This window comes from Binatus soli (SeqCode) (genome assembly GCF_050015535.1).
GTDB lineage: Bacteria > Desulfobacterota > Binatia > Binatales > Binataceae > Binatus > Binatus soli.
Genome location: NZ_JBEKBF010000005.1, coordinates 102,221 through 128,102, shown reverse-complemented (window position 1 = coordinate 128,102; position 25,882 = coordinate 102,221). Strand labels below are relative to the sequence as shown.

Below are 25,882 nucleotides of genomic sequence, written 5' to 3'. Positions count from 1 at the left end.
TCGCATGGCACTTGTAATCCGGTTGCGCCGGCATGGCGCGCGCAAGAAACCTTTCTACCGCATCGTGGTGGCAGACTCGCGCTCGCCGCGTGACGGACGCTTCGTCGCTCAGGTCGGGACGTACGATCCGGCCTTCGATCCGCCCCGCGTCACGATCAAAAAGGACCTGGCGGAGCACTGGCTCAAGGCTGGCGCTAAGCCGAGCGACACGGTAAGAAAGCTAATTAAACGGGCCGAAACCGCAACGGTCTCCGCCTGATGCGACCCGCTGCACCGGAGCCATCCCATGAAGGAGCTCGTTGAGTTCCTCGCACGACAGCTGGTAAACAATCCTGACGCGGTGGACGTGAAGGAGACGCAGGGCGATACCGCCTCGGTACTTGAACTGCGGGTGGCGAAGGAGGATTTGGGGCGCGTGATCGGCAAGCAGGGGCGGACCGCGAAGTCGATCCGCACGATTCTGAATGCGGTCGCCTCGCGCACCAACCGCAAGGTTGTTCTCGAAATCGTCGAGGACAAATGATCGGGCGGCCAGCTCCGGCAGGTTGAGGCGAATCGCGTTACAACATCGATGCTCCGCGTCGGCCGCATAACCGGGGCCCACGGCCTCAAGGGCGCGCTGCGATTGCGGCCCGACAATCCCGACTCCGAAACATTGGAACAGGTCGCACGCGTGTTCCTGGAAAGCGCGGGAGAAGCACGCGAGTTCCGGCTGACTGGAATGACGCGGCTGAACGCGACGACGCGACGAATCACGCTCGAGGGCGTCGCGGACGTAAACACGGCCGAGTCGCTCAAGGGCGCGGTCGTGATGCTCGCGACGGAGGATGTCCCGGCGGCCAAGCCGGGCGAGTTCTACTATTACGAGGCGATCGGATGCGAAGTATTTCTGACCGACGGCAGCCGCCTCGGCACGATCGAAGAAATCTTCTCGAACGGCGCGCAGGACATCTGGGTGGTGCGAAACAGCGAGCGCGAAGTCCTGGTTCCGGTAATCGAGGACGTCGTCAAGGCGATGGACTTCGCCGGCCGGCGCGTCACCATCGAGCCGATCCCCGGCCTGCTCGACTGAAATCGACCGGCGCCGTCTGGCCCGAAGCGGCGCGCCCGGATAGATTTGGATTTACGACGCATCCGCACTTCGGTGTTTCGGTTCGCCGCGATGGAATTTCACGTAATCACACTGTTCCCCGAGATGTTCGAATCGCCGTTTCGCGGCGGTATGATCGGACGCGCTATCGAGCAGGGATTGATCGCGATCAAGATGCATCCGCTACGCGCGCACGGTCTGGGTAACTACCGGCAAGTCGATGATGCGCCGTACGGTGGCGGCAGTGGGATGGTGATGCGGCCGGAGCCGATCGCCGCCGCGATCGACGCGGTCAACGCGGAGCGCCCGGGATTGTGGCGCATCCTGATGACGCCGCAGGGCGAAGTGTTCGACAATTCGTTGGCGCGTGACCTCGCCAAGCGCGCACCCGGTCTGATGATCGTCGCTGGGCGCTACGAAGGAATCGACGAGCGCGTGCGCTTGCTGGTGGACCAGGAAATTTCCATCGGCGACTACGTGCTGAGCGGCGGCGAAATAGCGGCGATGGCGGTGATCGAGGCGGTGGGCAGGATGATACCGGGCGTGCTCGGGAATCCCGAGTCACTCGACGAGGAATCGTTCGCTGCCGGGATGCTGGAGTACCCGCAATACACGCGGCCCGAGGAGTTCCGCGGGATGAAGGTGCCGGAAATCCTGCTTAGCGGCGACCACGGCAAGATTCGCGCGTGGCGCGAGGCGGAAGCAAAACGGCGAACCGCGCGGCGGCGCCCCGACCTGCTCGAACGCCGCAAGTTCTGAGCGTGTCCGATCTTTTCGTAGCGCTGATTCATCATCCGGTCGTCGACCGGAACGCAAAGATCGTCACGTCGGCGATAACCAGCCTCGACATTCACGATATCGCGCGCGCGTCGCGAACCTACGACGTGCGTGGCGTGTTCATCGTCCATCCGATTCCCGAGCAGCGGAAATTCGCGGCGAGCGTGATCGATCATTGGCGTTTCGACTTCGGCCGGACCCACGATTCGCGACGGCGCGAGGCGCTCGAGCGCGTGCAAATCGTCGCGGAACTCGACGACGCGATCGCCGCGGCAACGCGAATCTCCGGCGCACGGCCGCTCGTCGTGCACACCTCCGCGCGCACCGAGGGGGGTACCAGCTACGCCGACTTGCGCAAGCGGCTGGAGGCTCCGGACGCGCCGCCGATGATGATCCTGCTCGGGACCGGATTTGGAATGTCGCCCGAGGTTGCCGAACGTGCCGACGTCGTGCTCGCGCCCATTGTCGGCCCCGGCGATTACAACCATCTGTCAGTGCGCTCTGCTGCGGGAATTATCCTCGATCGCATTCGCGGCAAGTGACGCGGTTTTCCCCCCGCACCCATTGAGTGGCCGCGCGCATTTCGGTAAATTTAGAAGCTCGACCCGAGGTCTGTCTTCCCATGAATACTGTTATCCAGAAGCTCGAAGAGCGGGGCCTGCGCAAGGACCTGCCCGAATTCCGCGTGGGCGACACAGTTCGCGTTCACGTCAAAGTCGTCGAAGGCGAAAAAGAGCGCATTCAATCCTTCGAAGGCATCGTGATCAAAATCAACCGGGGCGCCAACCGCGCGACCTTCACCGTCCGCAAAGTTTCATACGGGGTCGGGGTCGAGCGAATATTCCCGATGCATTCGCCGCGGATCGACAAGCTGCAGGTGCTGACGCGAAGCCGCGTGCGGCGTGCGCGCCTATACTACCTGCGCAATCTGTCGGGCAAAGCGGCGCGACTCGACGTCGCGACCTGAGCGCCGGGCGGGTCCTCGATCATATGTCGATGGAGACGGCGGTCTCTTCGACAGAAACCCGCGTCATGCGTACGTTGCCGTCCAGGTAGGCGCCTTCGGACACCGTCAAGTTGCGCGTCTCGATATTGCCGAAGAACTTGGCGCGCGGCCCCAGCACTACGCGGTCGCATCCGACGACGTCTCCGCGCAACTCACCCATTATGAGCAGTCGCGGTGCGAAGACCTTGCCCTCGATCATTCCATCCTCGCCGACCACGACCAACTCCACCGAGCGAACCTCGCCACGGAAGCGGCCCTCGATTCTGACCGGTTCATGAAAGATCAGTTTGCCCGAGACATTGACGTTGCGGCCGACCGCGACGCGCGTGCGTTCCTCGGCCCACGCCACGCCTGCATCCTGCGGTATCTGTATTGAATCCATCCGCTACGGCGACGGGAATACGTGACACGCCACCGCGTGCCCGCCGCGCCCGGTTTCCAATTTCGGTTCGACGTTGCTGCAAACATCATTCGCATATGGGCATCTTGGATGGAAGGCGCAGCCGGCGGGAGGGTTCATCGGACTCGGCATTTCGCCGGGCAGTTTGATTCGCTCCGGCTTGTGGGCGGTGTCGATAGTCGGAATCGCCGAGAGCAGCGCGCGCGTGTAGGGATGCCGCGGGTTCAGGTAGATCTCGTCGCGCGATGCGATTTCGACAATCTTGCCGAGGTACATGATCGCGACGCGATTGCTGATGTGCTCGACCACGCGCAGATCGTGCGCGATGAACAGGTAGGTGAGTTTCAGCTTCTCCTGCAGGTCCTGCAGCAGATTGATTATTTGCGCCTGGATCGAGACGTCGAGCGCCGAGACCGGCTCGTCGAGCACCAGGAAGCGCGGATTCACCGCGAGCGCACGCGCGATCCCGATTCGCTGGCGCTGCCCGCCCGAGAACTCGTGGGGCAAACGATCCATCGCGTCAGCGCTCATCCCGACCATCGCGAGCAGCTCGACGATTCGCCGCTCCTTTTCCGCCCCGCGCGCGAGTTTGTGAATCTCGATTCCTTCGCCGACGATCGATCGCACGCGCATCCGCGGATTCAACGACGCGTATGGGTCCTGAAACACGAGCTGCATCTGGCGGCGCAGGGCGCGAAGTTCCGCGCGGCCAAGCGTCGAGAGATCGCGGCCGTCGAAATAGACGGCGCCTGCGGTCGGCTCGAGGAGTTTCAGAATCAGCCGTCCAAGCGTCGATTTGCCCGAGCCCGACTCTCCGACCAATCCCAGTGTCTCGCCGGGCTGAATCTCGAGGTTGACGCCGGCCACCGCTTTTATCGAGAGCCTTTTCCCTCCAATTATTCCCGTCGAGCCCGCCGGGAACTCCTTGCTGAGATGCTCGACGCGAACCAGCGGCGCGCCGGACGCGGTTGCGGCCGTATTACCGATGGGCGATGCGGGATTAGGCGCGGATGCAGGCGACATAATGGTTTGGGCCCCTGTTCTCGAGCGGCGGCTCTGCCGCGGAGCACTGAGGAATTACGCGCGGGCATCGCGGATGAAACCTGCAGCCCGCCGGTGGATTCAGCGCGCTCGGAATCGACCCGGGAATCGCCTGCAAGCGGCGGTGCCGGCTGCCGTCCATGCCGGGAATAGATTCGAGCAATCCGCGCGTGTACGGGTTGAGAGGATTTCGAAACAGCTCCGCACTCGGCGCCTGCTCCATCACGCGCGCCGCGTAAAGAATCGTCACGTCGTCGGCATACTCGGAGACGATTCCGAGATCGTGGGTAACCAGTATCACGGCGAGGCCGAGTCGCACCTGCAACTCGCGGATCAGATCGAGAATCTGCGCCTGTATCGTCACGTCGAGCGCGGTGGTCGGCTCGTCCGCGATCAGCAGGCGGGGATTGCACGACAGCGCCATCGCGATCATCACGCGCTGGCGCATCCCGCCGGACAACTGATGCGGATAGTCGTCGATGCGATGCTCGGGGTCGGCAATCCCGACCATCCTGAGCGCCTCGATGGTGCGATTGCGAGTCTCGGCGCGATTGGTGTGCTGATGCAGGCGGACGGCCTCGCCAATCTGGCTGCCGATGGTGAAGACGGGATTGAGCGAGGTCATCGGCTCCTGAAAGATCATCGCGATGCGCGCGCCGCGAATATGGCGCATCTCGGGTTCGCTCAGCTTGAGCAGATCCTGATCCTCGAAAATTATTTCGCCGCCGACGATTCGCGCCGACTCCGGCAGCAGCCGCATGATCGAGAGCACGCTCGCCGTCTTGCCCGATCCCGACTCGCCTACCAGGCCCATCAGCTTTCCCGGAGCGACGGAAAAACTCACGCCGTCCACCGCGCGCACTTCTCCCGCATCGGTGAAGAACGAGGTGCGCAGCGACTTAACTTCGAGCAGCGGTTTCACGTGAAATTCAGCGTATCATCGCCCCGCCGCGAGCATGGCCTTGCGCGGCAGTGCGCGAAGCCCAGTTTCTGAAGTAAAAAGCGGCACAATCGGAATTTAGCAGATTCGAGCGGGACGTTCCCGCACTTGTTCCGTGTCATTGTATAGCGAAGCGAAGAATCCCGCGCGCGCAGCCGCGTTCGCCTGGGATTTCGAAAAGAAGGAATTCGCCGAGACAAAGCTGACCGTAGAATGAATTGCCGCTGGATAAATGCCTGACTGAAACCGTGGCTATTTACGAACGCATTTAGAAGGGTTTACTGTGCGCATTTAGAACACTTGACGCACCGCATAGATTACGGTAATTGATCGCCTGGCTTTTGCGTAATTTCTGCCCGTAATGAGCAAGGAGAGCAGGAAAATGGAATCAAGCACCGCAATCAAAAGGGAAAGGGAGACCGCGCCGCAGCGAGACAAGAGAGCGAAGTTTGTCGCGCTGGCAGAGAGTCGAACGGCAAACGCCATCCGCGCGATCAGAGTGATTGGCAAGCTCGGCAACAAATCCCATTACGAATACGGCGAAGCAGACGTTAAGAAGATCGCTCAGGCGTTGAGCAAGGAGATTGAGTTGCTGAAATCACGCCTGACGGATAAGGGCGGCAAAACCGAGATCGAGTTCAGGTTGTAAAGGATTTAAAATGCGCGACGAAATTTTGCTGCAATCACTTCTGGAGTCAGAGACTGAGGAGGATGTGATTCGAATCCTGGAACACCGGGAATTGCTGAAGCCTCAGAATCGGCATCGTTGGAAGTATCTTGGCAACATGCCGAACAATCAGAGCATCGTTCTTAACCAGCAGAGCACTGCCGCAGCCGCGCAGGTCGAGAAATTTACGAATGGTGCGGACGCGATCCTGCTCGGACATTGTAAGGCGATGGGAATTGACCCGCGTGGTGTTGATGCGCCTCAGACGATGGCCAAGGCCGTCGAAGCGTTCCTTGGTGACCTGAGCGAGAAGACCAGGCCCGAGATCAGAGAATTCGCCGAGGATAACCTGCTCTTATACGCGACCGGCAAGAAAGACCGGCCCAGTCTTTCTCTCTATGATGCTGGCGAAGGACAGTTTGCTGAGGACTTTCCTTCAACTTTCTGTTCCCTCATATATGGCGACCAGACTGGGGCTTACAAAGGTGCAATTCCATTCGTTCAGGGTCGGTTCAATATGGGGGGCACCGGCGTGCTTCCATTCTGCAGCGAAAAGTATGAACTGCAATTGATCCTTTCGCGGAGGCCCAGCAATGTAGCAAAACGAGACGATCACGAGTGGGCATTCACGTTGTTCTGCTTCTTCGCGTCAAAGCAGAATCCTTCGTGGTGTTACCTTGTTGGCGAAGATGAAAAGATCTTGACGACGGGAAGCACTCCGCTTGCACTTTTACCCAAAAAAGGCGTCAAAACATCGGAGATAGCAAAACCGCGAGAACGCAAGGTGAGCAGTGGAACGCTCATCAAGATGTACGACTTCAAAGCTCCCAAAAGCAACATCTGCGGCGAACTGTACAAAAAGTTAGGCGAGTTTCTCCTGAGGCCCTCCCTCCCACTTCATATTGTTGAGTGCCGCGAGTCCTACCTCGCCCGAGTCATGGCGGTGACAGTATGGGACCGCTTCGACCGGTGGGAACATACCGGGAAACTCGAAGAAGACTTCGAACAAGGTAGCAGCGTCTTCATTACACTCAGTACCGGCGAGACCGTGCCTGGGGAAGTGCGTGTATTCAAATCCGACGATGCCCTTGATGACGACGACGATCAGCCTCAGACCGGTGTGCGTGCTCTCATAAACGGACAATCGCACGCCAGGCGAGGGGCGGAATTCTTTCGTACCAAAGAAGTAGATAAGGAGCACATCGCAGGCAGCATACTGGTCACAATGGACTGTACCGGTCTTGGCCAAGATTCACGAAACGCGCTGTTCATGAGCGACCGTGAACGATTCCGCGATGATACATTGCTCCAGGAACTGTTCAAGAAGTTAAGAAAAGAGCTTCGTGAGCATCAAGGCCTGATCGACCTGAACAAAAAGCGTTACGCAGAGAAGGTTAAACACGCCGTTGACGACGAAGACGGGATCAAGGCTCTTGAGGAACTTCTTTCAACCGATCCGACTCTCGCGGACTTGTTCGGAAGTGTTACGGCGGGCAAGGTAGCAGCGCCAACTGCGACTGACGGAGCGGGCGGAACGATTCACGGGCCATTCATAGGTTTAGAGTTCCCCACTTACTTTAGGAGACGAAACGGATCGCTTGAAGCCGACATTGGCATACCCCGAGGAGACTCCGTGCGAGCATCGTTTCTTACTGATGTAAAGAGCAACTATTTCACGCGACGTCGCCCGGCACCAGGTACATGCACGTTTACCGGGGATCTCCAACCCACATACAGTCTATTCAATGGGCGTCTTGCGTTCACATGCCTCGCCGACAAAACGTTGCCGGAAGGCACCAAGATGAAAACTACGGTAGAGATCACGGACAAAAACGGCAGCGGCCCCTTTGTCCTCACCTTGAATGCTCAGGTGCTCCCGCCACGCGAAAAGAGAAAGAATGAGGGAAATGGCAAAGAACATGGTGAGCCGCTTGTTCAAGCTGGCCCAAGTCGGCCTAACATTAAGGAAGTAGATAACAAGCCGGACGACCCACCCCTTACCATTGGTAGGAATCCCGACACTGGGCGATTGGAGTTACTGTTGAATAGGAAGTCTCACTTGCTCGATCAGGCAAAGAAGTTGCGACCGAAAGAGGAGGAGCCGGCGGTGGAGTTCGTCTTCAAATATGGCCTCGCTCTGACGGCCATGGGCCTACTCGACACTGCACAAAAAACCGACGAGTGGAAGACTGATGATGCTGGCTGTCGAAAAACGATTGAGCACACAGCTCTTGGTATTGCTCGCGTCATCGTGCCACTGTGCTTGTCGCTGCCTAAGAAGTTGCCGAAAACAAAGTGACTTTAGGTAGTGACTCACTGAATCCGCAATACAGAATCGTGAACAGCTTCTACGGGCGCTATGCCGGTAATTTATGAAACAACACGACCTCTTGGCTGGCTGGCGTCTCACCTAGCTGGCCGGCGTGCCACTTACGATTAGGCACCGGCCTCCAAAGTCGACCATCGCGCTCGCCGACCATTATCGACAAGTGAATTTCCTCAAGGCCAGCGAGGTAGTTCGCTTCGAGATACCGAGGCAGCTGCCAACTGGGTTCCGAAAAGGCGACGACCTGCACGACAGTAGTATCTTCGTCGCACAAGCCAGCTATCGAATTGAGGGCAGCTTGTATCTGTTCGAAGTAGCTTCGTAGATCTGCAGCTTTCCGGTCGCCCATAGAATAGTAGGCAGCTCCTGAACCATCGAGGCGGTTCGCGATCCAAAACGGTGCGGGTGTTTCCTTGCGACCATCCACTTGCCAGCGATGATAGAGAACGTGAATGCCAGGATAAGGTGGGGAGGTCAAAATCAGTTTCGGCTTTGCCCCGTGCGCGATCTGCTCATCATTCTCAACTTCGACGGCTGACCTGTTTAGGCAACGGACGGTAGCGAGCCTGCTGAGGTCTTCGTTTACTGCTGTTCGCAACTCAAAAAGCCCGCCGATCATTTCCTTCGCCGACCGCATGAGCGATTCTCGAAACTCTTGAAGGTCCGGTAGGCTCTTGCGACCGTCGAGGGCCCATTGCGCACTTTTGAGGACAACGCATCGGGCAAAAGCCTCCGACCTGGGCGAAGCAAGCTGGACAGCCGATGCAAGTGCCTGCTCGATTGCCTTGCGAAGACGCCATGTCATCCTGTTATCGAGATGACGATGGTAACCGTTTGCCGCGTATTTCTCGAAGTTGAAACCGGGACGTTGCATATTGATGCGCGAACACAAACGCTTCGCCCACCGTTCCAACGTCTTGATTTCATCGTCATTTAACAAGGTTGTTTTCACTTGCGCTACGAATACGGCCAAGGAACTGACATCCGTTCCGATAGCGTGGCGGCCTAGCGCAAGAGCCTCGACTAGAGTCGTTCCACCTCCCATAAACGGATCGACTATAAGATCACCGGGCGCAGTAAAAGCCTCTATCACGGCGCGAACAAACTTTGGTGAGAACCTTGCCGGATACTTGTAGAAATTATGTGTGAAACCGGAGACGTGTGACGAATCTCGCGCAGCCTCCACAATCCGATGCTGCCACGCGCGGCTGATGCCACTCGACTCGTTTCTTTCTTCACGGCCAACGATGCTCATGTTGGTCGCCTCAGATGAAAAAGCGGCAGGTCATCAGCGAGGAGCCGCTCAATTGCTTCGCGAGCTACCCACGCTGCTGAGACTCGATTCTTGCGGGCTATCGCCAACAACTCGGCGTGCTGCTCGTCCGACAGACTTATCGACAGTCTTCGGATCTTTTTGTCTGGCGATTTGAGTGGTGAAGACCGCATTTTTGGTGCACCATTCAGCACCACATTGGTGTTCAAATCTTCACCACTCTACACCATTTCAGTGCAAGCCTAAAGAGCTGGTGCCCGCTACGGACCGAGGTGCGCCAATTCGCGAAGTGCGCCGCACAGTTGTTCCTCACCCGCGCCGGCGGCGCGGCCTCTCCCGCAACTAAGCGGGCGAGGCGGGTAACAAGTCGCGCGGGACGCGGCGCCCTAACTTGGGAGAGGGAAGGAACCGGGATTCTTCGCTTCGCTCTAGAATGACGGGGCGGCGGAATCATGCGGAGGTGGCGGGATCCAGGCGGTCGCGCAGATGGTCGCCGAGAAAATTGAACGACATCACCGCAAGGAAAATGAAGATGCCCGGAATCAGGATCCACGGGTAGCGCGCGAGGTTCTGCACGTCTTGCGCCTGCGCTAAAAGGTTTCCCCAGCTCGCGGCCGGCTCCTGAATTCCCAGTCCGAGCAGCGAGAGCGCGCTTTCGCCGAGGATGAAGCCCGGAATCGAGAGCGTGGCCGCGACGATCGCATAGCCCAGTACCGACGGAATGATGTGACGCGTGATGATCCGCCATCGCGACGCGCCCAGCGCGCGGGCTGCCTCGACGTACGGCCGCGAGCGCACCGAAGACGCCATCCCGCGAATGATTCGCGCAAAGCCGGCCCAACTGATGAAGCTCATGATCGCCACGATCATGAAGAACGTCGCGACCGTGCTCATCCCCGACGGAATTACCGCCGCCAGCGCAAGCAGGAAATAGAATGACGGCAGCGACATCTCGATTTCGGACCATCGCATGATCAGGAAATCGACCGTCCCGCCGATATAGCCGGACAGCGCGCCAATCGTGATGCCGAGCGAGAAGGTGATCAGCACGCCGATCAACCCGACGCACATGCTCACGCGCGAGCCGTACACGATTCGCGAGTAGAGGTCGCGCCCCAGGCCGTCGCTGCCGAGCATGAAGTACGGCTCGCGCTCGCTGTCGGTGGTGAATAGATGGCCGCGCGTGAACAGATGTATGTCGAGCCGGCGGGAAGCGTCGGCAACGAACGTGCGCGCGATCGGATCATTCATGTGCATTGGATGGGTATAGAACAACCCGCGCGACCAGTCCGACGGCGCATTCAAGTGGATCGACATCGGAGGACAATCGGGCATCTCGCGGTTCTGATAGGTCGGATCGTAGCTCGCGAAGAACGGCGACGCGGCGGCGAGCAGGTAGAACAGCGCGAGGCAGATTGCGGAAAAGCGGACCGTCCGCGACGCCAGCCGCCATTCGCGGGCAATGCCTGACGTTTGTCGCGCGGCTACCGCAGCGCCCTGGAGATTCGCCTGCATCGCGCCGTCCACGTTCATCTCACTCGGCCGCCACCGACGAAAAATCGACGCGTGGATCGACCGCCACCAGTGCGATATCCGCGAGCAGGTTGCCGACCAGCAGCAGAATCGTGCCCATCAGGACCGAGCCCATTACCAGGTAGATGTCTAGCGAGCGCACCGCTTCGAGCATCAGCAGTCCGAGACCCTGCAGGTTCATCACGGCCTCGACCAGCGCGGCGCCGCCGAGCAGATCGCCCAGCGAATATCCCGCCATCGTAACGAACGGGTTCAGCGCGTTGCGCAGCACGTGCTTGTAGATGACGACGCGCTCGGACAATCCCTTGGCGCGCGCGGTGCGCACGAATTCCGAATTCTTGATTTCGAGAATCTGCGAGCGCATCAGGCGCATCAGGCCCGCGGTGCCGGAGATGCCAAGCACGAAGACCGGCAGGATGAGATGGTTGATGCGATCGGCAATCTGGCTTAGCGGATCGAGCGTCGCGTAATCGGGCGAGAAAGTGCCGCCAATCGGAAACCATCCGGTTTTCAGCGCGAGGTACATCATCAGGAAGGCGAGAAAAAAGCTCGGCACCGACATTCCAAAGAACGCCAGGAACGAGAGGCAGCGATCCCAGATTGAATTCTGATTCACCGCGACGATGATGCCGATCGGTATCGCGATCGCCCACGAGAAAATCATGCTGCTCAGCGACAGGATGATCGTGTTGAAGGCGCGCGACGCGATGAGGCCGGTGACGCTCACGCGGTATTGCAGCGAGAAGCCGAAGTTCAGATGCAGCACGCCCCACAGCCACTTGAAGTAGCGGACCATCAGCGGCTGATCGAGACCGAACTGCGCCTCGAGCTGGTGAATGACCTCGGGCGTGATGGTTGGGTTGAGTTTGAGATTCGAGACGAAGTCGCCCGGCACCAGCGACATCGCGAGGAACGAAATGAAAGTGATCCCGAGGATGAGCGGGATCATGTTGAGCAGGCGACGAATCAGAAAGCGGGTCATCGTGTCAACGGCCTGATATTTCGAGGTGCGTTGCGCGCCGGATGCTCAGTCGGCCTTGAATTGCATCCACTCCGGCTTGTACAGACCCCACACCTTGGGCTGATAGTTTTCCAGCGAGTTTTTCCACGACGAATAGCGCTGCTGGCGCACCGTTTCGAGTATCGGCAACTGGTCGTGGAGAATTTGCTGAATTCTCCAATAGTACGGCGCCCGTCTGTTGGGATCCATTTCGGACGCGCCCTGATCGAGCAGCGTGTCGATCTCCGCCTCCCATGGTGCGGCGGGTTTGGGCTGATTCGGATTCCACAAATGAAGGTTGCCCGATGAGCGATAAAAGTTCGCGCCATCGTTCGGCTCGATGCCGCCGGTGAATCCAATCAGCACACAATCCCAGTCGAAAGACGAATCGAGCTTGTCCACCAGCGTCGTGAACTCGAGCGGCCGATAGTTCACCTTGATGCCGAGGCTCTCGACGTCCTGCTTGAAGATGGTGCACATTTCGTTGCGCTCGGGCGTGCCGGTGTTGGTGGTGAGATCGAATTCGAGACGATTGCCTTTCGGATCGGTCCGCACGCCGGGTTTTGCGAGGTGATAACCCGCCGCCTCGAGCATGTCGGCGGCAAGCTTCGGATCGTAGTCGTAATCCTTGAGATTGGGATTGTGGAAGATTTTGTTCTCGGGCGAGATGTTCGCCACCGCCGGCACCGCGAGTTGGTGAAAGACAAGATCGATCATCGATTTCTTGTCCATCATGTGCGCCATCGCTTGCAGGAACTTCAGGTCCGTGAACCAATCGAGCTTCGGATTGGTGACGCCGTTTTTGACGTAATGGCGCGGATTGCGGTTGAAGGTGAAAAACAGCGAGCCCGTGTCGATTCCGATCTGCTGAACCGTGATGCCGAGTTCCTTGTTTTTGACTTTGTCCAAAAGTGGCGAGACCTCCTCGGTGCGCGGGCCGTAGACGTCGATTTGCCCCGACAGGTAGCGTAGATATTCGGCGTTCTGGTCCTGCACGATCGTCACCGTCTGCCCGTGCAGACGCGGCAACTGACCGCCGTGCTCATCTTTCATCCAATAATCGTTGTTGCGATCGTAGCGAACGAGCTGGCTCTGCGCGTAGTGCGTCATGTGATACGGGCCGTTGCCGACGAGCTTGTCCGGGGGCGTGTCGATGCCCCAGGTGTGGTTGAAATTTCCCGCCTTCCACACGGGCTCGAGGATGTGCGCCGGCATCACCGGAATCCCAATTGAATAAAGCAGCGGAGCAAACGGTTTCGGCAGACGCATGACGACCGTGTAGTCGTCGGGCGCCTCCGCGATGATGCGTTGGTGGTCGATAGTGATCGCGGGGCGGATGCTGTTGGGCACCTTGGGATCGTAGATGACGTCGAGCGTGAACAGAACGTCGCGAGCGTTGACCGGCCGGCCGTCAAACCATTTCACGCCGTGACGGAGATGAAACGTAATCGCCTTGCTGTCGGGCGCGATGTCCCATTTCTCGGCCAGGCCCGCCTCCGGCAGGGTAGTGACGGGGTTGAGGCGGGTGAGGCTCTCGAACAAATCGCCGGTGAGCGCACCCGAGGTCGAATCGGTGATCAGAATCGGATTGAAGGTGCGCGGATCGCTGGCCATGGCCGTGTAGAGGATTTGATTTTTCTCGTGATCGTTCACGGGCCGGTTAACCCGGCATCCGGGAAAAATCGCGAGCGACGATACGGCAATCGCGCACGTGATGGCCGGCAAGATTCGCTTGCGCCAGCTTTCAGCTTTCATTTGCAAGCGCGCGGGCATCGTCAAGGCTCAAATTCATAAAAGTGGCTCCTGGAGCCGGTGTCAACACGAACGTCGAATCGGGGATGTCTCCATTGACGATCGGCCGCAGGTAACGAAACGTCACGTGGCTGCCGGCCGCCGGAAAAGTCGCATCGACGACGTACGGAAACATCACTCCGCCGATATCATGATAGTCACTGTAACGCACCTCGTAATTGACGCGGCCGTTGCCCGCCGTCTCCCGCACCATCGCGAGATTGCCGGCCGAAAATCCAAGCTCGCGAGTCCCCGACGCGGCGTTGCGGTACGACGCGACCGTCATCGCGCCGTCGTTCGACACCGAGTCTGCGACCCGATTGAGCGCGAACTCGGGCGGCGCGAGTCCCATCAGCAGACCCACAGCGTCCGCGGGCGCCATCGGGATTCGCACGTACCTGTAGAGCGTGTCGGCGGTCGCATTGCCGCGCATGAAGCGATTCTGACCCGGCTCGAAGATTGCGAGCTCCGAGCCCTGTGCCGCGAGCAGCAATGCCACGCCGAACGGCGACATCGCCTCGACGCGCAAATTGCCGGGCCGCTTGACGACGATTTCCTCTTTGGCCTTCACGTGCTGATCGCCGGCAGTGTATTCCATGACGGCCGGGGTCTGCATAGAGTCGAGCGTTTTGTCACGCTCGGCCAGCGCCGCGATCAATTTCCGGACTTGATATTTGCCGGCGTCGAAGCCCGCTATCGGCTCGGGCGCTGGAATGGGCGGAGGACGAACGATGATGCAGGCGGAAGTTTCGAGCGTCGCCAGCAGCAGCATCGATGCGACCGCCGCGAGCGAAACTGTTTTTCGGCGCCGCGCGCGTTCAGTGGCCCGCGCTGGCGGCATTCTGCAGGACCTGAATTTTATCCTTGAGCCGTGCGACCTGGTCGGTTTCCTGCGCCTTCTTCAGCGCGTCCGAGTACTCGTTGCCCGCTTCCTTGACCTTGCCCAGCTTGCGATACGCGTCGCCAAGATGCTCGGTGATAGTGGGGTCGTTGCCGGTCAGGTTGACCGCGCGCTCCAACTCCTCGGCGGCGCGCTTGTAGTCGCCCTTCTGATAGTAAACCCATCCCAGGCTATCGACGTAAAAGCCGTCTTCGGGCTCGATATCGAGAGCGCGCTTGATTAGCTTTTCGGCCTCGACCAGGTTGGCGCCCTGTTCGGCGTAACTGTAGCCGAGGTAGTTCAGCGCCTGCGCATTGGAGGGATTCAGCTCGATCGCCTTCTTCATCTCGGCCATGGCTTCTGCGCGCTGTTTGTTCTCATCGAGCGCCGCGCCGAGCGTGAAGTGGAGCTTGTCATTTTTGGGATCGGCCGCGACCATCTTGCGCGCGAGATCGATGGCAGCCTGGTAATCCTTCTTTTCCTGATAGACGCCGACCATGAAGCCGGTGATTTCGGGGTCGTGGGGCTTCCTGGCGAGCGCGTCCTTCAGCGCGCCCATCGCGTCGTCGTACTTGTTCTGCTTGTCGTACAGGTAAGCGAGCTGCAGGCGCGACTCGACGTAATGCTCGTTGTCGGCGGGAATCTTGTTGAACTCGCGGATCGCCTTGTCGCTCTCGGAAAGCTCCGTGTACACCGTGCCGAGGTAATAGTGGACGCGGTAGTTGTCCGGCTCGGAGCCGAGCACCAGGTTGAACTCGGTCGCGGCGTCGTCAAAATTGCCCTGCTCGACGTAGAGCAGGCCGATCTTGGTGCGCGTGTCCGCGGGATTGGTTTCGACCTGCTCGGCGCGTTTGAGCTCCTCCAATGCCTGGTCGTATTTTTTCTGACCGACCAGGATTTCCGCCTTGCGCTTTCGAACCAGCTCGTTGTTCGGATTGACTTGCGTGATCTTGTTGTAATAGACGAGCGCGTCCTGCGGGCGCTCCTGGCGCTCGCGCAACAGCGCAAAATCAAGCAGCACCAGCTCCGACTGCGGATTGAGATCGAGCGCCTTTTGATAATATTTTTCGGCGGCCGGGTAGTTCTTCGAGGCCACCATCACCTTGCCGGCGTAGTAGTAGCCAAGGAATGAACTGGGATCGAGCGTGATCAGCTGCTCAAACGTTTTCTCGGCTTCCCCGTAATCGCCCCGCTTGGCGTAGAGGGCGCCGAGATAGAGATAGGCTTCCTGATTTTTCGAATTGAGACGCAATACCTCGCGGTAGTCCTTTTCCGCGGTCGCGTCGTCACCGAGCGCCGAGCTGATGCCTGCGCCGAGCAGACGGGCGTCGGCGGAATCCGGATTGATCGCGAGCGCCTGGTTTACCTGATCGAGCGCCTCCTTGAGGCGCCCGTCGCGGACGTAGAGCGTGGCGAGGCGAACCTTCAGCGCGGCGTTGGTGGGATCGTACCGGACGGCTTCCGCGTAATCCTTGAGCGCCTCTTCCCGGTCGCCTTCATTCATCGCGACCTCGGCCTTCAGGAACGCGCTCATCGCGCGCGCATCGGCGGGGATCTCGACCGCCGGCGCGCCGCCGAAGGGATTATCCCCACCCACGCTGACGGTGCGAACCGGCTCGAACTTCGCACCTGTGATTTGGGCGCAGCCGAGAAACGCAATCGACGCGGCGCCGAGTGCGATGATCGCGCGTGTACTGAAAAACATCATGATCGAAACAGATTTCCGGGAGAGCTTCTCAATTGGGGCTCGCACCACGCTGTATGGATCGTCAACGCGAGGTGTCCCGCGCCTTGACGACCGGCCGCGGACCTTTGCGCATCTTTTACATTAACAGCCCGGTCGCGAGCACGCGAGACCAGTAAAGATCAAACCGCGCGCGAAATCGGGATTTTTGTTGGAAGCGGGATCGATGCTGATCCCTCCTGTTCGGTCGTGATCGGCAGTCGTTTTGGTAGCGATCTTTGGACAAGCCGTAACGCCGCGGCGCGCAAGGGGCGTCGCGCTGCCGCTGTCCGCGTCCCCCAGTTTCTCAACGGCAACGCGCCTCGTACTGAGCGCACGCCTCGGGGTCGGGACCGTCAAAGTCTGGGTTGTAACAAGCGTCGTAAAAGTCGTAGCAATCCGGGCGCGTGGCCACGTTGAAGTCTTCGAGGGTGGGCTCGTGGACCTTGAGCTTCTTACCGCTCAGGACTTTTCGCTCGGCTTGCAGGCGTTCGCCGGATGGCACCCCTTGCTCGACCGATTCGCAGAGTATCCCGGGGCCAATATGAACGATGGTCACGGCGCCGCCGCTTGGTCCGACGAAGTTGGTCTCTACGGCCTTCTTGCCTTTAAGCTCCGGCGGCGGTTTCCAACCTTGACAATCAGGGTAGGTGGTCGCCAGCAGCGGACTCGCGCTGGCGATCGCAATGAGCGCGGCGAACGCTGGCTTCATCACGGTGTTGAGTTTCATATGGACCTTCCCCTGGAGGCCGCACAGGGTCTGTCTTGGCCTTGGCGGACTCAGGGACGTTGCTTGCCCGCTTCGTCGCACTCAATATCAGGCCCAGATCGCCACGCCGCTACGCCAAGGTGAGCGCTCTGATCCGCATGACACCACCAAGTCCCGTGACAGGCTGGACAGGAGCCGGTGAAGTGATAGATACCGGGGCGAACCCGCTGCATCGAGACGCGGAGCGTTCGCCTTCCACAACCGGGACACGTTGCACTGGTAGCCATCGCCAAGAGCCCTTCTAGCCCCGAAACCTAAAACTTGCCAGCTATACAAGCCAGGGCCGCCCGCCCGCGCGAGTCGCCGCACGCCGAGCCCAGTCCGGTTCCCCTGCCTATTACGCACCATCTAGTCGGAGTAAACACTAATTGGATGCGAACGGGCGTCGGCGGGGGATCGAAATCGGGATGCAAGAGGGCGCTGACATGCAATTTAGGCACAGTGCAGGCAATCCAGAATCAGGTCCCACCGGTTGAGATAGTTGGACTGTTCTTCTTCTGATTTTGGTACGATCCAGCTCGCCCATTCTCCCTTGGGCCCGCCCGGGTCGTAGTTTTCCAGCACTTTCGGAGCCGACACGATAAACGCCTCCAAAGGCTTCAAGGGTGGCCTGCCCTTGGGCGGGTCTGTCGAAAGGCGGACGAAGGCGTAGAAGAAGTTTTGCCGCGCGTCAGCTGGTGGAGCGTTTGCGAGGAAGAATCCCGGGCGAGCGTAACTGCTCTTAACCTGTACTACCGCAAAAAACTCGCGTCCATCTGAATTTAGGCAAACAAGGTCAAATCCCTTCGTGTTGCGCGTAGTCGGCAGAACCATTGCGCCACGGCGCGAAAGTTCGCAAGCCACAAAATGGGCTCCGGCCTCGCCGGTCAGGTTGGTTGCTATAGCCGGCTTTCTTCTTTTGGGCCTCTTCATTTAGCTTTAATCCTCAGCATTTTCCCCCTCGGCCTCCAAATCAGCCCAACATTGGTAGGTTTCGTCATCGTTTTCCTTCCAAGTGCCGGAAAGCCTGAATGGTTCAGCCATCAGCCTTATGCTAACTGTGCTCTTAGACAAAGACCCAAGTGCCGGACGCAATCGACCGACAAGAGCGCCCGACCCTCCCTCTTTTATCAGAGTACCGCTCCATATTTGCCCTTCATACTCGACATCGATGCCAGCTTGAGTGTCTCGATCTATGAACAGTACAGGGCCATAGCCATCTGAACGCCCTTCGGCGCGCCAATGCATCGTGCCAATTTTTCTTATTGGTTCCATTTTCTTGGTTTTCCCTAGTTTGATACCCAGCCCACAAGCGCGAGCGCGGCGGCGTGGCGGGGGTTCATTGCGAGAACGATTTAGCAGACAGACGCGCGACCGACAAATGGGCTGAACGGCTGCTGGCCGGACGCCATTATGATCTCCTGCCTGCTTTCCACCGCGCATCGCCTCGGATACGTGCTGCGTGGGTCTTGGCTGCTCCGTGGGCTTCGATCTGATAGACTGTTTCGGAAGAATGGTTTTAGGTTCGGCGCACAGGACATGGACGGCCTGACGAACACTTTTCGGGTAATCAACGGAATGGTCACGGACGGGATCATTCGGAGTTATGCTGTTGCGGGCGCGGTAGCGGCGCTGAATTACATCGAAGTCGCGTCTACCGAGGACTTGGATATACTGGTCTCAATTGACGATTTTCAAGAGGCGCCCAGCGGGGTCGCCACGCTAGAGCCGTTATTCTCTTATTTGCGCATTCGCGGATACGGGGAATTCAAAAAAGAAGGCGTTGTCGTTGAGGGTTGGCCGGTGCAATTTCTTCCGGTCGCGAGCGACCTTGACGCAGAGGGATTGAGCCAGGCGGTGCAGATCGAAGTTGAAGTTGGTGAGGGATCAGCACCGATCAAGATTAGCACGCTCACCCCTGAACACATCGTGGCAACCGCGTTGAGGATCGGGCGCCCAAAAGATCGCGAGAGGATTCTTCGGTTTATTGAAGCAAAAGCGGTAGATTTGAAAGTCTTGCGAGACGTGCTGAATCGTCATAATCTACGAGTAGAGTGGTCTAAGTTTTGTTATCGGATGGACCTGCCAGACTTCGATGAATCGGACGAACAAGAATAAATATCCCGATATTTCTGACATCCTTGCTCGAAAGGCCGAAGGGCGTGTTGAGCTTGCGGCGTTGTCCTTTACTCAAAAAGTTAAAGCACTCGATGAAATGAATGCGCGGCTTGAGCCCATCCGCAGAGCGCGCATCGCGCGCCAGCGCCGCGCGATTTCAGATCAGAACTAAAGCCAACAAGCGAGACTAGGAGAAAGGCGCGCTTGCGTCTTCAAATCAGTGCGCCCCGTTTGTGACACCAATCATAAATGGGGTTCTCGTCGATCAGTGATCTCAAGGCCGTGAGCCCTCTCGCGCTCGATGACGATTTCGCAGTGCAGCCGTTCGCGCACCTGACAGGGAACTGCGCCCGTCCCGTCCCGCGCTAGATAGGCCGCCGACATTTCGCACACGTCGCCCCACGTCGCGTTTTCAGTCGCGATGTCAGGTAGTCGGTTGCCCTGCGGGGGCAGCGCGCCGCGCAGGGAGCCGAGACGGTCCCCTCAGCCCTCGTCATCGATATGTCTGAGTAGCTCGCCGATACGCCCGTTCAAATTGTCGAACGCGCCAAACAACGTCCCCATCAGACGGGTGCTTTCTTGTTCGCTACGGCATATTACCAGCGAGCTGCCGTTTGCCTGTACGTCGCCAACGAAATCTCGAACCGTTTGGTCGCGTACTCGTACCCGCAGTATGGTGACACGCGCGTTAGCCAAGCGATGGGCTTCACTCAACTCGTCTCCAACCAACTGCATCCCCCACTTCCCTGTCTTACGAAAAGCCATCACGTCCTCGTGGTTGATCGCGGCGGTCGCTCTCATCAACTGCATCGTCGCTTCCTGTAGATCGAGTAGCGTCTGGCGTTGAAAGTCGGTGCGACGCTCAAAGAGATGATCCCGCCGACTCTCTTCCCGCACTATTTGTTCGCGCTTGCTAGCACGTCGGGAATCAATCCCATCAGTAACGGATTTTGCGATATAGCCGAGGAGGAGAGTTGCGATTGGTAGAAACCAATTGAGAAATGTCTGTGGTGCTTGCGGCATCAAATCCCCATGTGAGCCCTGTCGAACAGCACGTCGTCGAACCTCCCATATTTGGTTTTGAAAAGGCCTCGACGCTTGGCTGGCAGCGGTGCAGGCAATCCGACTTGCTCAGCGATCCTTTTGATTACCGCGTCGATTTTCATCCGCGCAGGCTATCAAGGCGAGCGCGACTTTCCAAACTCCGTGGCGGCGCGCCGGGCTTGATAACCGCCTGTCTGGGCTCCGCGTTGCGCGCCGGAACGCGTGAGTCAGTCAAAAATTAGACGGCGATCCTAACATCACGCTATCCTGATGATTGACGGAAACACTGGATGCGACTGTGCAAGCCTCATTATGATCTCCTGACTGCTTGCCACCGCGCATCGGCTCGGATAGGGAGGGGGCCGGAGCCGCTCCGCAATTGCCGCACGTCCCGACGGAAAACACGCGTTCCCGAGCGCCCTCGAGCGCCGCCCCGCTGGCGCATCGTTCGCCCCGCAAGCTCGGCCTCATCCCGCTGGTATGCGTGATGTACCTGGTCGTGAGCGGCGGCGCGTACGGTTTGGAGGATGCGGTCCGGTTGGCGGGGCCGCGCCTGACTCTCATGCTGTGTCTGATCGTGCCGCTGACGCTGAGTATCCCGACGGCGCTGATGGCGGCGGAGTTGACGGCGTTGATGCCGGTGGAAGGCGGCTTCTACTTCTGGGTCAAGGAAGCGCTCGGACCGTTCGCCGGCTTCGTCGAGGCATATTTGACAATTCTTTACACCGCCGCGGACATGGCGATTTATCCGGTGCTTTTCGCCGGCTATCTTTCGTTCATCCTCCCGCTCGGCCCGACGGCCCAAATTGCGACCGGCATCGCGCTGGTATGGCTGGCGGGTGGACTTAATTTTCTCGGCGTCAGGCCGGTTGGGATGGCGTCGGTCGTGCTCGCCGCAGTCCTCGTGGCCCCGTTCGCGGCGCTGGTGATGGTTGGCCTCCCGCGCCTGATGCATTTCACGATGCCGACGCCGCCGCTGTTCGGCGCAGATCCGTGGGGTGCGATGGCGGCCGGACTGACGGTGGTCATCTGGAATTTCAGCGGATGGGAGAACCTGAGCGTCGTGTCGGCGGAAATCGAACATCCGCGGCGTAACTATTTGCGCGCCATTCTGATCGCAATGCCGATAATCGTCGCCGGCTACGTGCTTCCGCTCGCGGTGTCCGTCTCGGGCGCCGTCACCGCCGCGGACTGGGGAACCGGCTCGTTCTCGCACGTCGGCTACACGATCGGCGGACCCGCGCTGGGCGGCGCGCTGGCGCTCGGCGGCGCGGTGATGTCGTTCGCGGTGTTCGAGGCCGCGATGCTGTGGGTGTCGCGGATGCCGTTCGTGCTCGCTCGCGAGCGCTACCTGTCGCCGCCGCTGGCCGAGCTCTGGTCCGCGACCGCAACGCCGGGCAAGTCGATTCTGCTCTGCTGCATCGTGTTCACGATCCTCGTGCCGATCGGATTCGTCGCGCTGGTCGTGCTCGACGTATTCTTCTACATGGCGGCGCTTGCGTTGGAACTGCTCGCCCTGGTCCGGCTGCGGAAACGGATGCCGGATCGCACCGGGATGTTCACGATTGGCGGCGGTCGCGTCGGTCTCGCGTTGGTCGCAATTCTTCCAATTCTGACCTGGGCCGCGACTTTCGGGCTGGCCGTCTCGGCGGGAGTAGGCAAGGCCGATTTCATCCTGGCGATCGTGCTCGGTGTATGCGTTTGGCCTGCGTATGCGATTTGCCGGCGGCGCTACGGCGGCCCGCCCGCTATAGATCCTCCGCCCACCAGCATTAATCCGTAGCGGGCCGGTTGCGCGCCGTCAGCCGGTACAGCGCGACTTGCCGGGTCCGCAGTTCAGGCTCGAAGGAGAATTTCGCCTGCAACTGATCGAGTTCAGTCTTGAGCACGTCAACGTAATCATCCGACTCGGGCGCGGCGATCAAAACGAAGACCGGTGTCCTCGCGCCGAGCGCCGACGCGAGCGAGTCCGCCTCGGCGGACATTTGAGAACCGTCGAAAACGACCGGCGGTACCGCGCCGTTCCATCCCGCCGCGCGTTTTTCATAGAGGCGATGCAGATGGTAGTCAGTGAATCGCTCGCCCGGGTCCAGTGAGTTGAGACCGACGAAGCGGCGATCGCCAGCCGCCAGATACAGTTCGAGAAACTGCAACGAGATGTTGCTGACTACGGTCGCATCGCGAGGCAGCGTCAAATCCAACGACGCCAACGCATCAACCATCGCGGAGCCCGCGGGCCGCTCGCTCAAGCGCACGACCGCTTCCGAAGCCAGCGACACGATCAACAGCAGGTCCAGCACGATCACCCCCGCCGCGGCTGCGAACCGACCGGCGCTTCGATTTCGGTTACGGAGCACCTCGCGCATCCATCGATTTGCCGAGGCTGCTCCCGAGCCCGCCGCGATAAACAGTATGAACGCGGCAGGCAGGATGAAGGCCACGTCGGTGAACAGGTAGAAACAGTAGAGCCCGGTCAGTGCGGCAAGGTATCCGCGCCCGAACCACATCAGGCGACGCGCCGTGGGTCTTCCGGGCGTGCGAAAAATCGCGATGAACCCGACAATCGCGAACACCGCCGCCGCGAACGGGTAGAGGAAGTAACGCGCATTGCCGCGATCGCCGAGCATCCCGTCGAGCCCGAGCAGTGTCGTGATGTACACGAGCACGTTGCCGTGCGGATTTCGCGGCATCGTGGGACCGAACAGGTACGCGGCGCTGAAGGTGCGGCCCATCGCGCCATAAACTTCGGGAACCCACCACGCGTAGCCGCTCGCGAATGCGCTCCCGAGATGAACCGCGTTCTGATGCAACTGCCACGCGACGGGAATCGCGAAACCGATTGCTATTGCGATCGCCGCTTTGAGGATGCTCGGGAGATCTCGATTCTCACCTTGACGTTCAAGCGGCACCATCACGACGCACAACGCGAGACCGGCAAGGATGACGGCGTTGGTGGGACGGATGATAGTCGAGAATCCGGCGAGGAATCCGAGCATCAGCCATGCCGACATCCGCATCCAGCTCGGCGATTGGGACGCGTAGTCCGAGGTGGCAACCACCAGCATCAGCGCGGCGCAAATCGTCACGCAGAGCGTGGGCACGTCGCTCATCACAAGCGATGCATACGTGATGAATACGGGCGAAAGCGCGAGCAACAGCGCCGCAATCGCGCCGGCCACGCGCCCGAACAGCACGCGCGTCACGATGAAAATGCCGACGACGGAGAGCATCCCGAGAATCCACGAGGCGACAGGGAGCAGCGAAACGTGTCCGCCAAATAAGCGGTAGAAGAATTCCAGGATCAGCGGGTAGCCGCCGGTATAGCGCGACGGGTAAGTATATCCACCGAAATGCAGCACCGCACCGCGACCATTCGCCAGGTTTGCCGCCGATGCGGCGTACTCGAGCCCATCCGGCCACGGCATCAGTTCGACTCCGCGTTGAAAGCCGGCGGATCTAACCATCACAATCACGAGCAGCTCGATCGCCGCGAGGATTCCCCATTCGAGGATGCTCGGCATCCGGGGAATGCCGGCAGCGGATGCGACGGGTCGTTTCGATGACTTCGCGGGGCTCATCGCGGCGCGTCTCCGCGACCGCCGACGACGCCGGCGCCGCGCGCATCGGCGCATGGCTCATCGTCGCGCTGCTCATCCCGCGCGTCGTGCGGATGCTCTACCCGGAGGTGTGGGTCGAGGACGATTTCTACCTCGAGAGCGCGTGGTTCGTGAGCGTTGGGATGCGCCCGTACCTGGATTTCATTCACCCGCATATGCCGCTGCTCGAATGGATTGCGGGATGCTATCTCAAGTTGTTCGGCGCAAGCCATCTGTCGATCGAAATCCTGAACGAGGCGGCGATTTTCGCCGCCAGCATCCTGACTTACCCGCTCGCCCGCCGCGCCGCGGGCCGCCCGGCGGCAATCCTCGCGTCGATTCTATACGCATACAGCTCGCTCGTCTTTCGCTACCACGTTTACGAGCGCGAGAGTTTCATCGCGCCGCTGATTATCCTGGGGGCGATCGTCACGCTCGACGATACGACGGCGGCGATTGGCCAAGCCGCGATTCTCGCGGCGATTTTCTTCGTCGCGTGCGCGATCAAGTTGACGGCGGTGATTCCGTTTGCCGTGATGCTGGTGTTCATCGCCGTCGCGTACCGCCGAATCGCGGGCGCAGTCGCGTCGGGCGTCATCTTCGCGCTCGCACTCGCCGCGTTCAGCGCCATCCTCTACCGGCTCTACGGCAACGAGTTCATATTCCAGACATTCGTGTTTCACTTTCTGAAGGGGCGCGACACCGCCGGCAGTATCGCGACCTACCCGCGGATGATCCTCGACGTGCTCGCGCCGCTGTTCGTGCTTGGATGCTGGCGAATCTTCGCCGATCGCATTTTCAGCCGCGGCGTGATTCTGGTGCTGGCGATCGTCGCCGCCGAGTACGCCTTTTACGGCGTGCTGAGCCCGACCGCGTGGGGGCACAACTATCTCGAGGCGATCCCGTTCATCGCGATCGTCGCAGGAATCGGCGCGACGGCGCTCGTACGGGCGATTGAGGATCTGATCGCGAGAGAGCAGGCGCAGCATCGATGGAAGCTGCTTGCGGGCGGTGCGGCGCTGATCGCGATTTTTCTGATCTGGATCACGCCGATTGTGAACGAGAACTGGCTGCATGGTGCCGTCTATGGCTTCGGCTTCGTGCCGCGCGCGGAAATCTCGCAGCTTGCCGACGCGTTGCGCGCCGCCAGCAAACCCGGCGACGACGTGATCGCGCCGTCGTTCGTATGCTTCGAGGCCGGACGCCGCGAATTGATCCGCTATCCTGAAACCTACGGCGTGTATCGCGAAGCGAAAGCCGAGTACGATCGCGACGGCTTCTTCGCCGCGCGCCGGCACCTTGGCGCAGCCGATTTTTTCCAGCTGATCTACGATACCCGGCACTTCTGGACCGAACAGATGCGCGACGCGATTGCCAATGGAAAAGTCCCGGCCGTCATCAGCGATTCGCCGGTTCAGTTGCTCCCGCTAGTGTTGGTTCCCGAAGACTTTCTGTCGCGCAACGGCTTCCGCGTGGTCCTGACGACGGCCCATTTCAAGCTCTGGTCGCGAACACCCGCGCCAGCGGCGGTTACCAGCTCGTCAGAATAGACAGGGGGGACGGGGGCGCGAAATCGTCGGCGCACAAGACCGCGCGGGCGGCTTCGATGAGCCGCGGGAAAGAAAATTACCGGAACAGGACTCGCCCGTCAGGTCGGATGCGACGGGCGGCGGTTCGGATTAACCGGCGACGGTGGACAGGTGGCTGGCTACGATCAACGCCAAGGCCGTCAATGCCGATCCCAAGACAACGAATACAGCCATACGCGCTACGCTGCTCATCGCTGACTCCCCTTGCGGAAAGCCGCTTGCAGGCCCGGCTCCCCGCGATTTCAGATATTAAAGATCCCCATGTGATAAATCAGTTAACGCGATGGTGACAAGTCGTCAAGAGGAACTGATGGCATGGCGCGAATTTGCATAAACGTGC

Annotated in this window: 26 protein-coding genes; 12 read left to right on the top strand and 14 right to left on the bottom strand. The window is 59.7% G+C overall.

The window, feature by feature from the left end; translation table 11 throughout:
- The first annotated feature begins 4 nt into the window (after positions 1-4).
- The 6 genes from rpsP to rplS all read left to right on the top strand — a co-directional run bounded on the left by rpsP (position 5) and on the right by rplS (position 2,834).
- On the top strand, positions 5-259 hold the full coding sequence (rpsP, locus tag ABR989_RS05335; RefSeq protein ID WP_428126255.1) for a 30S ribosomal protein S16: 255 nt from the start codon (positions 5-7) through the stop codon (positions 257-259).
- Between the two features lie 27 nt (positions 260-286).
- Positions 287-523, top strand: coding sequence for a KH domain-containing protein (locus tag ABR989_RS05330; protein WP_428126253.1), 237 nt, complete (start codon positions 287-289; stop codon positions 521-523).
- A 48-nt stretch (positions 524-571) separates the two neighbouring features.
- Complete coding sequence (rimM, locus tag ABR989_RS05325) at positions 572-1,072, top strand: ribosome maturation factor RimM (protein WP_428126251.1); 501 nt, start codon at positions 572-574, stop codon at positions 1,070-1,072.
- Between the two features lie 90 nt (positions 1,073-1,162).
- Positions 1,163-1,849, top strand: coding sequence for a tRNA (guanosine(37)-N1)-methyltransferase TrmD (gene trmD / locus ABR989_RS05320; RefSeq protein WP_428126414.1), 687 nt, complete (start codon positions 1,163-1,165; stop codon positions 1,847-1,849).
- A 2-nt stretch (positions 1,850-1,851) separates the two neighbouring features.
- Positions 1,852-2,409 carry an RNA methyltransferase gene (locus ABR989_RS05315; protein ID WP_428126249.1) on the top strand — a complete coding sequence of 186 codons (558 nt, stop codon included), beginning with the start codon at positions 1,852-1,854 and terminating at the stop codon, positions 2,407-2,409.
- A gap of 80 nt (positions 2,410-2,489) precedes the next feature.
- Positions 2,490-2,834, top strand: coding sequence for a 50S ribosomal protein L19 (rplS, locus tag ABR989_RS05310; protein WP_331962586.1), 345 nt, complete (start codon positions 2,490-2,492; stop codon positions 2,832-2,834).
- A 19-nt stretch (positions 2,835-2,853) separates the two neighbouring features.
- Here rplS and ABR989_RS05305 read toward each other — a convergent pair whose 3' ends face one another.
- Genes ABR989_RS05305 through ABR989_RS05295 form a run of 3 tightly spaced genes read right to left on the bottom strand, consistent with a single transcriptional unit; the run spans position 2,854 to position 5,236 of the window.
- A complete protein-coding gene (locus tag ABR989_RS05305) occupies positions 2,854-3,255 on the bottom strand; it encodes a bactofilin family protein (protein ID WP_428126247.1) in 402 nt (133 codons plus the stop codon).
- Positions 3,256-3,258: 3 nt separating this feature from the next.
- Positions 3,259-4,296, bottom strand: coding sequence for an ABC transporter ATP-binding protein (locus ABR989_RS05300; protein ID WP_428126245.1), 1,038 nt, complete (start codon positions 4,294-4,296; stop codon positions 3,259-3,261).
- Positions 4,274-5,236: an ABC transporter ATP-binding protein gene (locus tag ABR989_RS05295; RefSeq protein WP_428126242.1), complete on the bottom strand. Its 963-nt coding sequence runs from the start codon at positions 5,234-5,236 to the stop codon at positions 4,274-4,276. Before ABR989_RS05295 ends, ABR989_RS05300 begins: the two co-directional genes overlap by 23 nt.
- A 400-nt stretch (positions 5,237-5,636) precedes the next feature.
- Here ABR989_RS05295 and ABR989_RS05290 point away from each other — a divergent pair, with 400 nt between their 5' ends.
- Positions 5,637-5,903: a hypothetical protein gene (locus ABR989_RS05290; RefSeq protein ID WP_428126239.1), complete on the top strand. Its 267-nt coding sequence runs from the start codon at positions 5,637-5,639 to the stop codon at positions 5,901-5,903.
- A 10-nt stretch (positions 5,904-5,913) separates the two neighbouring features.
- Positions 5,914-8,220, top strand: a complete 2,307-nt coding sequence (locus ABR989_RS05285; protein ID WP_428126237.1) for a hypothetical protein — start codon at positions 5,914-5,916, stop codon at positions 8,218-8,220.
- Positions 8,221-8,278: 58 nt separating this feature from the next.
- On the opposite strand, the gene ABR989_RS05280 is transcribed toward ABR989_RS05285, so the two are convergent.
- The 9 genes from ABR989_RS05280 to ABR989_RS05240 form a co-directional block, all read right to left on the bottom strand.
- Complete coding sequence (locus ABR989_RS05280; protein WP_428126234.1) at positions 8,279-9,502, bottom strand: TRM11 family SAM-dependent methyltransferase; 1,224 nt, start codon at positions 9,500-9,502, stop codon at positions 8,279-8,281.
- Between the two features lie 468 nt (positions 9,503-9,970).
- Positions 9,971-11,053 carry an ABC transporter permease gene (locus ABR989_RS05275; RefSeq protein ID WP_428126231.1) on the bottom strand — a complete coding sequence of 361 codons (1,083 nt, stop codon included), beginning with the start codon at positions 11,051-11,053 and terminating at the stop codon, positions 9,971-9,973.
- 1 nt (position 11,054) lies between these two features.
- Positions 11,055-12,035 carry an ABC transporter permease gene (locus tag ABR989_RS05270; RefSeq protein ID WP_428126230.1) on the bottom strand — a complete coding sequence of 327 codons (981 nt, stop codon included), beginning with the start codon at positions 12,033-12,035 and terminating at the stop codon, positions 11,055-11,057.
- Positions 12,036-12,080: 45 nt separating this feature from the next.
- Complete coding sequence (locus tag ABR989_RS05265) at positions 12,081-13,808, bottom strand: ABC transporter substrate-binding protein (protein ID WP_428126227.1); 1,728 nt, start codon at positions 13,806-13,808, stop codon at positions 12,081-12,083.
- Complete coding sequence (locus tag ABR989_RS05260) at positions 13,798-14,616, bottom strand: LolA family protein (protein ID WP_428126224.1); 819 nt, start codon at positions 14,614-14,616, stop codon at positions 13,798-13,800. The genes ABR989_RS05265 and ABR989_RS05260 overlap by 11 nt, the downstream gene beginning before the upstream one ends.
- Before the next feature lie 46 nt (positions 14,617-14,662).
- Positions 14,663-16,432, bottom strand: a complete 1,770-nt coding sequence (locus tag ABR989_RS05255; protein WP_428126223.1) for a tetratricopeptide repeat protein — start codon at positions 16,430-16,432, stop codon at positions 14,663-14,665.
- Between the two features lie 322 nt (positions 16,433-16,754).
- Positions 16,755-17,177 (bottom strand): hypothetical protein, encoded by a 423-nt coding sequence (locus ABR989_RS05250; RefSeq protein ID WP_428126220.1) that lies wholly within the window; start codon positions 17,175-17,177, stop codon positions 16,755-16,757.
- A gap of 471 nt (positions 17,178-17,648) precedes the next feature.
- Positions 17,649-18,128, bottom strand: a complete 480-nt coding sequence (locus tag ABR989_RS05245; RefSeq protein ID WP_428126217.1) for a hypothetical protein — start codon at positions 18,126-18,128, stop codon at positions 17,649-17,651.
- A gap of 6 nt (positions 18,129-18,134) precedes the next feature.
- Positions 18,135-18,470, bottom strand: coding sequence for a hypothetical protein (locus ABR989_RS05240; protein WP_428126215.1), 336 nt, complete (start codon positions 18,468-18,470; stop codon positions 18,135-18,137).
- A gap of 264 nt (positions 18,471-18,734) precedes the next feature.
- On the opposite strand from ABR989_RS05240, the gene ABR989_RS05235 reads away from it, so the two are divergent.
- Positions 18,735-19,313, top strand: coding sequence for a hypothetical protein (locus tag ABR989_RS05235; RefSeq protein WP_428126213.1), 579 nt, complete (start codon positions 18,735-18,737; stop codon positions 19,311-19,313).
- On the top strand, positions 19,291-19,485 hold the full coding sequence (locus ABR989_RS05230) for a hypothetical protein (RefSeq protein ID WP_428126211.1): 195 nt from the start codon (positions 19,291-19,293) through the stop codon (positions 19,483-19,485). The genes ABR989_RS05235 and ABR989_RS05230 overlap by 23 nt, the downstream gene beginning before the upstream one ends.
- Positions 19,486-19,796: 311 nt before the next feature.
- Here the strand turns inward: ABR989_RS05230 and ABR989_RS05225 are convergent, their stop codons facing one another.
- Positions 19,797-20,336 (bottom strand): hypothetical protein, encoded by a 540-nt coding sequence (locus tag ABR989_RS05225; protein ID WP_428126209.1) that lies wholly within the window; start codon positions 20,334-20,336, stop codon positions 19,797-19,799.
- 400 nt (positions 20,337-20,736) lie between these two features.
- On the opposite strand from ABR989_RS05225, the gene ABR989_RS05220 reads away from it, so the two are divergent.
- Positions 20,737-22,140: an APC family permease gene (locus tag ABR989_RS05220; protein WP_428126207.1), complete on the top strand. Its 1,404-nt coding sequence runs from the start codon at positions 20,737-20,739 to the stop codon at positions 22,138-22,140.
- Here ABR989_RS05220 and ABR989_RS05215 read toward each other — a convergent pair.
- Complete coding sequence (locus ABR989_RS05215; protein WP_428126205.1) at positions 22,130-23,935, bottom strand: glycosyltransferase family 39 protein; 1,806 nt, start codon at positions 23,933-23,935, stop codon at positions 22,130-22,132. The genes ABR989_RS05220 and ABR989_RS05215 overlap by 11 nt on opposite strands.
- Between ABR989_RS05215 and ABR989_RS05210 the strand changes: the two genes are divergently transcribed.
- Complete coding sequence (locus ABR989_RS05210; RefSeq protein WP_428126203.1) at positions 23,899-25,503, top strand: hypothetical protein; 1,605 nt, start codon at positions 23,899-23,901, stop codon at positions 25,501-25,503. The two genes, ABR989_RS05215 and ABR989_RS05210, sit on opposite strands and share 37 nt — an antisense overlap.
- Positions 25,504-25,882 lie beyond the last annotated feature (379 nt).

Excerpts from the sequence above, each read along its gene's own strand:
- ABR989_RS05290 (WP_428126239.1), top strand. The coding sequence starts at position 5,637 with ATGGAATCAAGCACCGCAATCAAAAGGGAAAGGGAGACCGCGCCGCAG.
- ABR989_RS05330 (WP_428126253.1), top strand. The coding sequence starts at position 287 with ATGAAGGAGCTCGTTGAGTTCCTCGCACGACAGCTGGTAAACAATCCT.
- ABR989_RS05210 (WP_428126203.1), top strand. The coding sequence starts at position 23,899 with ATGCGACGGGTCGTTTCGATGACTTCGCGGGGCTCATCGCGGCGCGTC.
- rimM (WP_428126251.1), top strand. The coding sequence starts at position 572 with ATGCTCCGCGTCGGCCGCATAACCGGGGCCCACGGCCTCAAGGGCGCG.
- ABR989_RS05225 (WP_428126209.1), bottom strand. The coding sequence starts at position 20,336 with ATGCCGCAAGCACCACAGACATTTCTCAATTGGTTTCTACCAATCGCA.
- ABR989_RS05215 (WP_428126205.1), bottom strand. The coding sequence starts at position 23,935 with ATGAGCCCCGCGAAGTCATCGAAACGACCCGTCGCATCCGCTGCCGGC.
- ABR989_RS05270 (WP_428126230.1), bottom strand. The coding sequence starts at position 12,035 with ATGACCCGCTTTCTGATTCGTCGCCTGCTCAACATGATCCCGCTCATC.
- ABR989_RS05235 (WP_428126213.1), top strand. The coding sequence starts at position 18,735 with ATGGACGGCCTGACGAACACTTTTCGGGTAATCAACGGAATGGTCACG.
- ABR989_RS05245 (WP_428126217.1), bottom strand. The coding sequence starts at position 18,128 with ATGAAGAGGCCCAAAAGAAGAAAGCCGGCTATAGCAACCAACCTGACC.
- ABR989_RS05250 (WP_428126220.1), bottom strand. The coding sequence starts at position 17,177 with ATGAAACTCAACACCGTGATGAAGCCAGCGTTCGCCGCGCTCATTGCG.
- rpsP (WP_428126255.1), top strand. The coding sequence starts at position 5 with ATGGCACTTGTAATCCGGTTGCGCCGGCATGGCGCGCGCAAGAAACCT.
- ABR989_RS05285 (WP_428126237.1), top strand. The coding sequence starts at position 5,914 with ATGCGCGACGAAATTTTGCTGCAATCACTTCTGGAGTCAGAGACTGAG.
- ABR989_RS05255 (WP_428126223.1), bottom strand. The coding sequence starts at position 16,432 with ATGATGTTTTTCAGTACACGCGCGATCATCGCACTCGGCGCCGCGTCG.
- ABR989_RS05265 (WP_428126227.1), bottom strand. The coding sequence starts at position 13,808 with ATGAAAGCTGAAAGCTGGCGCAAGCGAATCTTGCCGGCCATCACGTGC.
- ABR989_RS05260 (WP_428126224.1), bottom strand. The coding sequence starts at position 14,616 with ATGCTGCTGCTGGCGACGCTCGAAACTTCCGCCTGCATCATCGTTCGT.
- ABR989_RS05230 (WP_428126211.1), top strand. The coding sequence starts at position 19,291 with ATGAATCGGACGAACAAGAATAAATATCCCGATATTTCTGACATCCTT.
- ABR989_RS05240 (WP_428126215.1), bottom strand. The coding sequence starts at position 18,470 with ATGGAACCAATAAGAAAAATTGGCACGATGCATTGGCGCGCCGAAGGG.
- trmD (WP_428126414.1), top strand. The coding sequence starts at position 1,163 with ATGGAATTTCACGTAATCACACTGTTCCCCGAGATGTTCGAATCGCCG.
- ABR989_RS05300 (WP_428126245.1), bottom strand. The coding sequence starts at position 4,296 with ATGTCGCCTGCATCCGCGCCTAATCCCGCATCGCCCATCGGTAATACG.
- ABR989_RS05280 (WP_428126234.1), bottom strand. The coding sequence starts at position 9,502 with ATGAGCATCGTTGGCCGTGAAGAAAGAAACGAGTCGAGTGGCATCAGC.
- ABR989_RS05275 (WP_428126231.1), bottom strand. The coding sequence starts at position 11,053 with ATGAACGTGGACGGCGCGATGCAGGCGAATCTCCAGGGCGCTGCGGTA.
- rplS (WP_331962586.1), top strand. The coding sequence starts at position 2,490 with ATGAATACTGTTATCCAGAAGCTCGAAGAGCGGGGCCTGCGCAAGGAC.
- ABR989_RS05305 (WP_428126247.1), bottom strand. The coding sequence starts at position 3,255 with ATGGATTCAATACAGATACCGCAGGATGCAGGCGTGGCGTGGGCCGAG.